Raw genomic sequence first — 12297 nt, forward strand, 5'->3', positions numbered from 1 at the left:
ACGCCTTTATGATTTATACACATTCATCCACTCGATTCCACTATAATAATGTTCTAATATCGCTTTATAGTCATAACCTTCCTTGGCCATGCCCTGTGCACCTTCCTGCGACATCCCCACGCCATGCCCAGAACCATATACTGTAAAAGTAACTTCATCATCTGCAACAGCAATATGAAAACAGCTGGACTTCAGCTGCAATGCTTCTCTAATTGTCCGGCCGCTATATTCTTGCCCATCGATCATGATTGCTTTGACATATCCGCTGTCATAGAAAATAGGTGCTTCAATTTCAGAAATCGATGATTTGCCCAACGCGTGAGCAAGTTCTTGTTTGCTGCATCGAAAAGTAGTGACATAATCTTGATCTATATCGGCGTCCCACGGCGAATCCACACTGCGCAGATAAGAAAGAGCACTGCTGTAATATTCTTCGCTGTTTGCCGTTTTCCCGCCGCTGCTTGCAAAAAAGAAGGCAGTAATCGGCTTTCCATCCACTACCATGATCTCTCCTTTTGTCGCATCCACCGCTTCTGCAATTTTTTCTTTACTTGTTTCATATTGTTCTTTCCATGCAGCTTTCAGCTGAGAATCATCCAGATACACTTGTGATGCTGTCGTATCATCTACTTTATAATTACGCGAAGCTACAAATGTACGGGCCGCAACTGCCTGCGCCTTCAATGCCTCCATTTCATAGGAAGGTGTCATTTCCGACCCGACCACTCCCTTTAGATATGTTTCCAAGTCCAGCTTGACGATTTCTTCACCTCTTTGCAAGGTCACTGTTTTCGTCTTCTCCTCTACTTGTTCTTTTAACTCCTCTTGCTGGATCTCACTGTGAAAGGAGGCTGTATTTCTTTCCTGTAATAACCACAGGTACATACAGAGGCATAAGATCAGCAAAAATAAACCTGCTTTATACTCAACACGCAAAAACGATCACATCCTCTTCCCACTATATGAGACTGCGATCGTTTTATATGCTTCTCTCTTTTAATTTTCTTCGATATTCTCTCGGTGTCATCTGATAATATTTGTGAAACACGCGATCAAAATAGAAAGGATCTTCATACCCGACACGTTTTGCGATTTCTTTGATCGATAAATTCGATTCATGCAGCAGCACACTCGCTTCTTTCATCTTTTCCTCCGTTATGAAAGTGATCATGGTCTTGCCAATCTCCTGTTTGAACAAACGGCTGGCATAACTGGCGGAAACCTGAAAATGGGCCGCAACCTCTTTCAGGCTTAACGGACGCTGGATATTATTATGAATAAATTCCATCCAGTCACGGACATCCCGGCGATAGCGCGGCTTATTTTGTTCCAAGATCCAAGTTTCAATGATGTTCCAGATCTGCTGCATTTCAATGCGCAATCGCTGTAACGTTTCACAATTGGAAATAAGTGCTCCGATATCTTCAAAAGGAAAATCTTTTGTTTGTACACGGAAGGTAATCTCTCTTCCTTCTACATTGCTCACAATAAAACTGCTGTATGACAACACATCATTTGGCAATATCCGATGCTCTTCCATATAATCCAGAATTTCTTCCTGTATTTGCCGTACACGATCAAAATCCTGTGCAATTGCGGCGTTAAACAGATCGCGATGAAACAGGATCCCTGTTGCTTGTAATCGTTGAAATTCTGGTTTTTTTGTTTCGCGCAGCACCAGCACCGATTCTTTTTCATAAAAGCGGTTACGACTGCACAACAATAAATGATCAAATTGTTCCATCATCTCTTGCGCCGAAGTAAAAGGATCACTGACAATTACCGTCATTTGATAATCTAATTGCTGAGTGAACTGCAAGTGAAAAGAGCGGGCAGAAAATAAAGCCTGTGTAATATCTGCACTGCGGAACAGGACAATTACGCTGTGCTGGTTCAAAAATAGAGGAACTGCATCCGGTTCGCCTAAATGATTTTCATTTAAAAGCCGTTCTAGCTGTGCCCGCAGATATTTACGATCGATCTTTCGCTGATGATGGATCAGATGAATGTGATCAATGCGAAAATAGGCAAGCAGTGCACCAGATTTGATAAAATCAAAATATGGATGCTGCAGTACTTGTTCAAAATCGGAAACATCACTGGAGTGATCTTCTTTTCGCAACAATAGACATTGTTGCAATTCACGGATGACACCCTCCACTACGGCAGCATGCAGCCGTTTATGCTGATGTGCCTTTACTTTTGCTTCTTCGATCGCTGCCTGTAATCCTTCTTTGCTTAATAAAGTATACAGCAACAGATCATCAATGCCGCTACGGACATAGGAACGAACTCGATAATAAGAATATCCTTCCATTATCAATAATATCTGCACATGCTCGTCCATGCGGCGAATCTGATGAATCAATGGGATGCGGTCTAACCGCTTCCCGCTCACACCTAATAAAATGATATCTGGACGGATCTCCCGATACAACCGGTATGCATCTTTGTTATTTTGGGCAAACGCCACGATCTCACAAGCCGTCTCTCGCCATGGAATCATATTTTTGATACGCAGCTGGCGACGCATATCTTCATCCACAACGATGACTTTAAAACGTTTAAGTGAGTCCATTAAAAATTGTCAGCTCTAGCAAGAAACGTCCGCACAGATATGCTAAAGCCATTGCCAGCACCAACAAAAGCACTTGCGCTTTCATGGGTTGACGAACATTGACAAAGCAATCAAACCGTACGCCGCTTAAAGCATAGAGCGACACCAAAAAACAAAGTAAATAAATAGCCAGCTTTACGATCGTATATACCATCCATACTCCTCTTTTCCACTTCTATTGTAACGAAAGCCGTCTTCTTTTTCAAATAATGAAAAAAGAAACAGAAATTTAATCCTGTTTCTTATCAAAAAAGACATTTCCTTCCAATTCCGGTTGTCCTCCATTATTTACATAAATAGCGCTGGAAGAGAAAACCATTAAAAACAACATTGCGGTCTGAATCCAATTGATCGTATGATCTAACATACCATGAATAACTACCGTTAATAAAAAGGCAACGATCAGTGCAAACAAAGGCACATCATAGCGCTTAGTATACAAACGTTTGATTTCCTTCAAATTTTCCCAAAAGTAAGAAAATAAGATCAACAGTCCAATAATGCCGTGACTCAACAATGGATCCAGGAACACATTATGTGCATGCATTGCCTTTCTTCCGTCATACAGTTTATAAAAAATCTGATAACACTGCGGTCCTCCGCCAAAAAACAAATGATCGCGGATCCCTAAAAGCGCCGTCTTCCATATGCGCCCCCGCACGATAAAAGAATCTAAGAAACCGCTGCGGGGCAGTAGGCTTGGATCGGCCAATACTGCCGTCAAACCACTTAAGATGATCCCCATTGACACGGTAAATGATTTCCAATGTCTTGTAAGAAAAAACATCACAGGTATGGCGACGACAAAAGATGCCCAAGCCGTACGGCATCCGGTCAGATACAAAGCAAATAAATTTAACAAGATGATTCCCCAATAAAAGAAGATTCGATGCAATGCCTTGGAGTATAACAGTTTATAGACACAGCATAATACTAGAAACTCAATCATCATTGCATATAAATTTGCATTGTAAAAAGTAGAGTTGACCCGCCAGCGAGGTGCATCTTCCACTTCCAGGTCCAAAAAATTGTAACCAAAATGGTCAATGATCCGAAAATATTCCATGATTGCCCAAATAAAGCAAAAGATGGAAATAATGCAGCAGGCATCAATCAACAGAATAAACAGGCGTTTATTGATGATACTGCGGTAAAACATATAGTATAAAAAAATCAATAACATGACGAATGACTGGACCATTCCCGTATCATTTTGATAATAAGCTGAAACTGCGAAAGAAAGCATGCAAAACAGAAAAATAAAAAATGCACGCGGCGTCTTACGTATGATCTTGATCAGTTGATGAGTGTATGCCAAATAGCAGAGTACGAAGACAATAGCGATCAATGAACAGAAATAAGGCAAAAAGATAGAACATGTGACAAACATGATCAAATATTCTTCAAAAGAATATCCGTCTAATTTGCGATGATAAAACGCTTTGATATTTTCGATCCATCTCATATAGCTCCTCCTCTATCCCTTTCGCTGCACGAGCTGAGAAAAATATCCTTGTGCCTGGTAATATTGCTGCAGCCGCTGCAATTTTTGATGATCCCGGTCAATCGCAAAGACCGTAGAACCGCTTCCCGACATCAATGCACTGTCCACGCCATCTTTTATCAATGATGCTTTTAATTCTTTTACTTGCGGATTCAATAGAAAGGCACTATATTCCAGCGTATTCCCTAATAAAGCACATAGAGAATGATAATCATCCCGTAATAGACATCGTTCGATAGCATCGATATCCGGATGTATGACCTGTGCAAAGTCAAGCATTTGATAAGCGTGTTTGGTGGAAACACCTGTTGCAGGTTTTACGAGCAAGATTTCAAAAGAACAGGCATCTTGCAATACTGTGATCTTCTCCCCAATGCCTTCTACACGGGCACTTTGATTCATCACACAAAAAGGCACATCTGCTCCCACTTGTTTTGCCCCTTGTGCAACCGCTTCTAAAGGCGCTTGAATATTTGCCAATTTCATAGCAGCACGGATGATGGCACCTGCATCTGCACTTCCGCCAGCCAGGCCTGCTTCCATTGGGATCCTTTTTTCAAGATGTATCGTAAAATGCTCCTGCAGTCCCCATTGCTGCCGCAGATAACGAAGAGCCTTCCATATCAGATTGTGTTCATCCAAGGGAACGCTTGGGTCATCACAGGTGAACATATCTTGATCTGACAAAGTAACATGCAGTGTATCATGCAATGATAATGGCAACATGATCATACGCAGATCATGATAACCATCCGTTCTTCTTCGTATGACATCTAATGATAGATTAATTTTTGCATTCGCATCTTCTTTCATTCTCATATACCTCATACAGGTGCAGAAATGCAGACAATGGCAACTGTTCACTGCGCACACCTGGTTCTATATCAGCCGCTTCTAAAAGAGCAGCCGCTTTATTTTTATCTTGACAAAAATTTGAAAAATTATTTAAGATCGTTTTTCGCCGCATGGCAAAACATGCCTTGACCATGGCAAAAAACATTTCTTCATCGAGTGGTGGATGTTCGATAAAACGAAACTGCAAGACTGCACTGTCCACATTTGGCTTTGGCATAAATACATTTCTTGGCACTTTCATCACCGGATGTACGCTGCAACGAAATTGTGTAATAACACTTAATGCATTGTAATCTTTATTGCCCGGTCGGGCATGAAAACGATCTGCCACCTCTTTTTGCATCATGACCGTAATCGCATCGATCTGCGCATCAGATTCAAAGATCTTAAATAAAATCGGTGTCGTAATATAGTAAGGTAAATTGGCTGCGATGACCACATCATAGCCCTGCTGCCGATAACGATCAACCCATGCTTTTAGATCCACTTGCAAAAAATCTTCCATCACCAACGTAAAATTATTTGCATCGGATAAAGTATCCGCTAAGACTTCTTTTAATCGTTCATCAATTTCAAAAGAGATGACTTCTTTGGCATACATACATAAAAATTGGGTCAATGCCCCGATGCCGGGACCGATTTCAAATACGACGCAATGATCGCTGATGACTGCATGACGGGCGATCTTATCTACTACACCGCTGTCCACTAAAAAATTTTGGCCATAACTTTTTTTGGCAAATAGAGAATGACGCTCTAATATTTCTTTCGTAGATGATGGTGTTGCAATCACCTTTTTCATGCAAATCCTCCCTTCTCTAACTGTTCACGGACTTCTGAAACACTCAGCTGCAGCAAGTTTAAACGTTTTAATAACGTCTTTGCATTGGGCTTTCCTAAATGATAAATTTTTCCCAAATACGCTCTTCGTTTGCTGCTGTCGCCCCTGCCTTGCAAACCTAGCTGCAGCAGATCCTCCATCGTAAATGTGACAGACGGTGTTTCAGCATAAGTAAAACAATGGCAAAGCGCTTCTTCTAAATCCGCTCTGCTGGCATGTTCTACTCCTACCTTACGGCTGGTCTTTGCTTTATTTTTTTCGATATAGGCATTCTTGCAGCCTTTTATTTGTTCATTGATCTTTGCGCGGATCTTTTCGCCTGGATGATCCGGGTCAGTAAAGATGATCACTCCATATTTTTCCTTTGCTTCCCGTATCAATTCGATGGTTTCCAATGAAAGTGACAGGCCATTGGTTTCGATCGTTTCACAATCAAAATATTGTTTTAATACATTTGTATCATGATGTCCTTCTACGACGATCACTTCTTTGATCTTCAACTGACCTACCTCCTATCTTGTTGGTATTATCGCATAGAATTGTATTTTTTTCATTAAATATTTCATATCTGTAAGTGTTTCTTCGTGTCCTTTATCTATAATTTACTGTATTTTTCTGTTTTTTTATAAAAACAGACGCATCTGCGTCTGTTTGAAACATCTATTTTGTAATTGCCTCTAAAATTTTCTCAGCAATCGGTTCAACATAAATGCTGGAACCTTTATCCTTGGTGTTTTCCATCATCACAGTCAATGCGACTTGATCATTTACCGCACATGTCCAGCCAATGACTTCTTTTCCTTCATTGACTTCTGCAGAACCGGTTTTTCCAGCCGCATGGGTTGCATTTGTTCCGTAATGATCCATTGTTTCTTGCAAGTCCGTAAAAATCGTCTTTGCCGTCTGTGCACTGTATGCATTTTCTTTGTACACTTTGCTTTCGCCATCAGCATAGATCAAGTATGGCTGCAGGATCGTTCCTTCATTGACATATGCCGTATATAAAGCTGTCAGGTGAACTGGATTCAATAACAGATCACCTTGTCCATAACCGGTTGCCGCTAGTGTTTGTTCATCCTTTAGATTTTCTCCATAAGTAGACGCACGCAATGATAATTCAAATGGAAGCGTTTCATTGAATCCAAGTGCATCCAGAGAAGAAGAGAATGTTTCTGCGCCAATCTGATCAGCCAAACGGGCAAAGAAAATATTATCTGAATACTTCAGAGCATTTGCTAAATTACTGTCTTCTGAATACTGCTGTGTTGTTGTTACATAATGATCGCCCCAGCTGTCATCTTTTTGCCAGCGGTCTGTTTTATCATAGACTGTACCTGCCGTTATGGTCTTGCTCTCTAAGCCAATGGCACCGGTAATGGCCTTAAATGTAGATCCCGGGCAATAGGTAGATTGAAAACGGCTCAGCAACGGATTTTCTTCATCATTATTCAACTGTTCCCATGTCTTGTCATCCATTCCATTGGCAAAATCATTTGGATCATAAGCCGGCGTGCTGACCAGTGCATAAACTTCTCCCGTTTTAGAATTCATTGCCACGCTGCTTCCAACATCATCTTTTACTTTTTCGTAAATTTCTTTTTGCATATCGATGTCGATCGTTGTTTTGATATCTTTTCCATTCACCGCTGCTTTCTCACCAATGGTCGCAACGATCTGACCATTCTCACTCACAACTTGCACGCTGACACCATCCTGTGCATGCAGTTCCTCTTCGTAAGCAGCTTCCAAACCACTTTTACCGATCCAAGTATCTTCCGTATATCCCTTGTCAGCATACTTTTCCAGATCTTCTGCGGAAGCTTTTTGTACATATCCGCTTAAATGTGCACAGATTTCCCCATATGGATATACACGTCCGCTCGTTTCCTGTATCTGAATACCTTGTATTGCTGAAAGCTTTTCTTTCAACTTTTCATAATCAGAAGCAGAGATCGTTTTTACTGGTACATACAATCCATCCTGAACCCACTGTGCTTCCATCGCATTGGTAATCGTATCTTGCGAAATATCCAGTACATCAGCCAGATCCTTATAAGAAGATCCACTTTCTTCTCCAGCCACAAAACCTACTTCATAAACTGTCCCATCTTGTGCGATTGCTTCCCCGTTTCGATCTAAGATCGAACCTCGACTAGCCTTGAGCGTCGTAACAGAAATACTGTTGTCATCACTTAATTGAGGGAAGATGAAAGAACTGTCCCAATTGATCTTATAGCCGTCTTCTTCCTCTACGACGACCACAGATTGATCAAATGCATACGTACCGATGACCGTATCCATGCTTTCATGAAAAGATACGTTTGTCCCTGTATTTGCATCCTCGCTTTTCCACTCTGTAAATGCAAAATTTTCCGCCTCTACACCTGCATAAATATTTTGATTGCGTGCCACAAAATCCTCTTTGCTCCATCTTTCCTTTGCATCGCTGCTCAAATAATCATACATTTCTTCATATTTTCCTTCTTGCAGCAGCGAAACGAATGCCTGCACGCTTTTTTGCGGTGTCGCGCGTGTTAAGATAACTGCTGCAACGATCACAACTATTAACACGGCTGCTGCTATCCCCGCAGCAATTCCCAATTTCTTTTTATCCCTCATCTTTTGTTTCCCCTCTCTTTTTATAACTTATGCGAAAATGCAAGATCATCAAGAAAAGCTAAAGACAGTCCCTGTATGATCGTATCCACAATTGCAAACCGCTCTGTTGACAAATAATCTTGCGGCGTATGTGCATCGAGCCCATAAACAACCGAATTCCCTATTTGCGCTGCTATTTCCCAAAATCTTCGATATGGATATGCGATCCTTTTTTCTTTCCCGTACATGCGCCATCCATATCGGCTGCCGCCTAAATTCACTTCCAATGGTACATTTGCCTTTTTTGCCGCCAGACAGATCATCTTCGCCGCCGTATCGCATGCGTTGTTCCATTGTGCACGTCCATACATGAACATATCCGGATGCGCAACGATATCCGCCATGCCTTCTTCCAGTGCCTCTTTGATCTGGCCTGCATACAACAAAATATGTGCATCATCTGTTTCTACATAATAGTCTCCCAATGCCTTTCCATCACGTACAGCCATGGAATGCTGACCGATGATACAATAGTCCATCTGGTTTCGATACACTTGCAGTTCTTTCTTATATGCTTGATAATTTTCAATTTCCAAACCGATGTAAATATCGATCTGATCCTTATACTTTGCCTGTAAATGTTGAATAGAACGAATATAGTCCTCTAATTCACTGACATCCATACGTTCTCTTGGATGATATTGACCAGGATAGGGAGCATGATCGCTGAATCCGATCTTGGTGTAGCCGGCTTTGATGGCAGCTAACACATACTCCTCATCTTCCCCAACAGCATGTCCGCATCGTTTCGTATGTCCATGGTAATTAAAGCTCTGTTTCATCATATCTCCTCTTAAAAATCTTCTTCTTCATATGTAAAACCTAAACCGTGCACCTCATCTGTATCTGTCACTATTATAAATGCATTCGGATCGACTTTTAACACTTCATGTTCCAGCATCGGGTATTGTTTTTTAGAAACTACCACCATGATCACCGGACGCTGTTCATGCGTATAGCCTCCATGCCCGCTTAAGATCGTCGTACCTCTGGCTAATTCCTGATGAATATACTGTAACATTTCTTCATAACGTTCCGATATGATCATGCAATTTTTTGATTTGATAGCTCCTAATGTCAACATCTTATCTATGGAAACACTGCTGATAAACACTGATAAGATTCCTACCAGTGCCGCTTGGAAACCATATGTTGCAATACCTAACAATACAGTCAATGCATCTGTGATCAATACCAGCGTCGCTAAAGGAAGATGCGTATATTTATGCGCCACTAGCGGAGGAATATCCATACCGCCGCTGCTGGCCCCAAAGCGAAAGATCAAACCAACACCGCATCCCATAAAGATACCGCCGTAGATCGTTGCCAGATAACGGTCCATCACAAAGTAATCTGTAGGAAAATAAAAAGTAACAAACCAAGATAAAAAGGAAATCAATAAAGGGTAACAGATTGTAGAAACCAACGTTTTTAAAGCAAAGCGCTTTCCTAAAAAAAACAATCCTACAAAAAATAAAGCAACCGTCAATCCATTGATCACGATCGTCGGATCTACATCAATCAAAGGCTGCAGCGCAACAGCAATACCAGCCACTCCGCCGGTCAGCACATCATTTGGCAAGATAAAGACCGTAACACCGATTGCTAACACCAAATTTCCAATCATGACAAAGAAAAGATCTTTCCATGCTTCTTTATTTTTCAATCTGCTCACTTCCTTATCTTTCCATCTGTTTCCATTATAGCATGTAAAAATAAGAAAGAAAGCGCATCATTTTATTACACCTCTAAGTTTTTTTCATGCAACTGCAACGCTGTTTTATGAAAAAAGAGAGGCAAACCAAGATTTAGGCTCTACTTCCGCTACACAATAATTCCATTTTGCAAGGGTCCCTTTCACCAAAGCCCCCTCACCATCTCCTTGCGTGATCTGCAAGGTCCCTTGTTCCATACCTGCTTTGACATCCTGGCTTTCAAACAGAGACAAGTTATGTACCAATACGGTATATCGGCTGTCTTTTTGTATTCCCATCATCAAATCCGCATACGTATCTTGTAATTTTTTTTGCAATGGATACGTTTCTTTTGTATCGGAATCAAAATGAATCTCATATGCAACACCTTCTTTGTCTTTCGCCACGACTCCGCCGCTGAGCAAACATAGCCAGACGATTGTAAACAAAGCAAATTGTTTTTTCTTCAACATATATTCCTCCATTTTCCCGCGCCTAAGGTCGCGCGGACACAAATATTTCATCAATAAATCTCACACGTCTCATTTTTTCGTGTTACCATATAAGAGAGGTGGTACACTACAGAGCACGTGGAGGTGAGTAGGAATTCTACTCAATTGAATATCCTGTATATATATAAGTTGCCGTCATCATCTCAAGCACAAATAAGTAGGACTTTGAGCCTGGACACTTATGATTGTTCAATCAACTGTTGTCGATTCGCTTTGATGACAGTCAATGCCACCTCTCCTTTTGCATGAAAGGAGTTTTTTTATGGTAATGAAAATCGTTCGTTTCAACTGTTGTGGCATGGATGTTCACAAAAACCTGGTTGTCGCTACTATTGGGATCACCGATAGAAAGACCAACATTACAGAATACTTCCAACGATCCTTCTCCACTTTAAACTCCGACCTATACCGTTTAAAGGATTGGCTGCGATCTCATCACTGTTCTGATGTCTGTATGGAGTCTACCGGTAAATACTGGATCCCGATCTTTAACATTCTTGAAGATGAGACCAATGTCCATTTAACTCACCCCAAGTATGTCAAAGCCATCAAAGGCAAGAAGACAGATAAGAAAGATTCCAAATGGATCTGTGATCTCTTCAAACATGATCTGATCAAGTTTTCGTTTATCCCTCCCAAAGAAATTCGGGAGATGCGTGAGATCGCACGTTACAGATACAAACTGGTCTGCATGCGTTCTTCAGAACGGAATCGTTATCAAAACTGTATGACCATTTCTAATGTCGGTCTGGCTTCTGTTGTTTCAGATCCTTTTGGCAAGACGGCTTCCAACATTATGAAAGAAGTCATGAAATCCAATGTGATCGATGATGACAAGATCCTAAAGCTCGTTCACAAAAACTGTAAGAACAAAGATAAGATACTGGACTCTCTTCATGGCTATCACATTGAATCGGATCAACGATTCAAGATGGAAAAATCTTTGGATCATATGGAATATTTAGATCAGCTCATTGATTCATGCGAAGTGGAATTGATTAAGCGTGCGTATCCTTTTCGCAGATCTTTTCAGCACATCACACAAATAAAAGGAATCAGTGCTTTATCTGCTATTCTTATCATCTCTGAAATAGGAATTGATATGTCTCAGTTCGAATCCGACAAACAGCTTGTCAGTTGGGCCGGACTTTCTCCTGCCAACAACGAGAGTGCCGGCAAGAAAAAGTCAGTCCGTATCTCAAAAGCTGGACAGTATCTCAAACCTCTGCTTGTCCAATGTGCTTTATCGGCCATCAAAGATAAGACATCTTATTTTGGAAGAAAGTATTCCAATATCAAGAAACGACGAGGTCATAAGAAAGCAATCATTGCGATCGCACGCATGATGCTGGTCAGCATCTACCACATGATCCTTACAGGAGAAGAATTTAATCCATGTGACCATGAATCCTTTATGGATCCAAAACCAAACGCCAATCCTTCACTTACAGTTGAAAAAGCATTGAACTTTTTAAAACAATCTGGCATTGATATTTCTTCTATTCCAGTCAACTTATAAATTTTTTCGATATCTTTTACCTCCTGTTTTTAAGTCGGCCCTTTTTGCGCATTTTTATTCACACTTTTCACCTCGTATTTGAAGTATAGGTATACTT

12 protein-coding genes are annotated in these 12297 nt (G+C 40.9%); 1 reads left to right on the forward strand and 11 read right to left on the reverse strand.

Annotated features, from left to right (window positions below; translation table 11 throughout):
- Positions 1 to 6 precede the first annotated feature (6 nt).
- The 11 genes from spoIID to BQ9859_RS03375 all read right to left on the reverse strand — a co-directional run bounded on the left by spoIID (position 7) and on the right by BQ9859_RS03375 (position 10693).
- The gene (gene spoIID / locus BQ9859_RS03325; RefSeq protein WP_075876863.1) at positions 7 to 936 is read right to left on the reverse strand and encodes a stage II sporulation protein D; all 930 of its coding nucleotides are present in this window, start codon (positions 934 to 936) and stop codon (positions 7 to 9) included.
- 43 nt (positions 937 to 979) lie between these two features.
- Entirely contained in the window at positions 980 to 2578 is a 1599-nt protein-coding gene (locus BQ9859_RS03330; RefSeq protein WP_075876864.1) for a response regulator transcription factor, read from the reverse strand.
- A complete protein-coding gene (locus tag BQ9859_RS03335) occupies positions 2565 to 2771 on the reverse strand; it encodes a DUF1146 family protein (RefSeq protein ID WP_075876865.1) in 207 nt (68 codons plus the stop codon). The genes BQ9859_RS03330 and BQ9859_RS03335 overlap by 14 nt, the downstream gene beginning before the upstream one ends.
- A gap of 75 nt (positions 2772 to 2846) precedes the next feature.
- Positions 2847 to 4082 carry an O-antigen ligase family protein gene (locus BQ9859_RS03340; RefSeq protein ID WP_235846379.1) on the reverse strand — a complete coding sequence of 412 codons (1236 nt, stop codon included), beginning with the start codon at positions 4080 to 4082 and terminating at the stop codon, positions 2847 to 2849.
- Between the two features lie 12 nt (positions 4083 to 4094).
- The gene (gene ispE / locus BQ9859_RS03345; RefSeq protein ID WP_075876866.1) at positions 4095 to 4934 is read right to left on the reverse strand and encodes a 4-(cytidine 5'-diphospho)-2-C-methyl-D-erythritol kinase; all 840 of its coding nucleotides are present in this window, start codon (positions 4932 to 4934) and stop codon (positions 4095 to 4097) included.
- Entirely contained in the window at positions 4906 to 5778 is an 873-nt protein-coding gene (gene rsmA, locus BQ9859_RS03350) for a 16S rRNA (adenine(1518)-N(6)/adenine(1519)-N(6))-dimethyltransferase RsmA (protein ID WP_075876867.1), read from the reverse strand. Before rsmA ends, ispE begins: the two co-directional genes overlap by 29 nt.
- Complete coding sequence (rnmV, locus tag BQ9859_RS03355) at positions 5775 to 6317, reverse strand: ribonuclease M5 (RefSeq protein WP_075876868.1); 543 nt, start codon at positions 6315 to 6317, stop codon at positions 5775 to 5777. The genes rsmA and rnmV overlap by 4 nt, the downstream gene beginning before the upstream one ends.
- A 160-nt stretch (positions 6318 to 6477) precedes the next feature.
- Positions 6478 to 8436: a penicillin-binding transpeptidase domain-containing protein gene (locus tag BQ9859_RS03360; protein ID WP_075876869.1), complete on the reverse strand. Its 1959-nt coding sequence runs from the start codon at positions 8434 to 8436 to the stop codon at positions 6478 to 6480.
- 20 nt (positions 8437 to 8456) lie between these two features.
- A complete protein-coding gene (locus BQ9859_RS03365) occupies positions 8457 to 9257 on the reverse strand; it encodes a histidinol-phosphatase (protein ID WP_235846380.1) in 801 nt (266 codons plus the stop codon).
- An 11-nt stretch (positions 9258 to 9268) separates the two neighbouring features.
- Positions 9269 to 10102, reverse strand: a complete 834-nt coding sequence (locus tag BQ9859_RS03370; protein ID WP_075876943.1) for a YitT family protein — start codon at positions 10100 to 10102, stop codon at positions 9269 to 9271.
- Between the two features lie 153 nt (positions 10103 to 10255).
- A complete protein-coding gene (locus BQ9859_RS03375; protein ID WP_143404366.1) occupies positions 10256 to 10693 on the reverse strand; it encodes a hypothetical protein in 438 nt (145 codons plus the stop codon).
- Between the two features lie 250 nt (positions 10694 to 10943).
- Here BQ9859_RS03375 and BQ9859_RS03380 point away from each other — a divergent pair, with 250 nt between their 5' ends.
- On the forward strand, positions 10944 to 12200 hold the full coding sequence (locus BQ9859_RS03380; RefSeq protein ID WP_075876229.1) for an IS110 family RNA-guided transposase: 1257 nt from the start codon (positions 10944 to 10946) through the stop codon (positions 12198 to 12200).
- The last annotated feature ends 97 nt before the right edge of the window (positions 12201 to 12297 follow it).

This window comes from Merdibacter massiliensis (assembly GCF_900155395.1).
Lineage (GTDB): Bacteria > Bacillota_I > Bacilli_A > Erysipelotrichales > Erysipelotrichaceae > Merdibacter > Merdibacter massiliensis.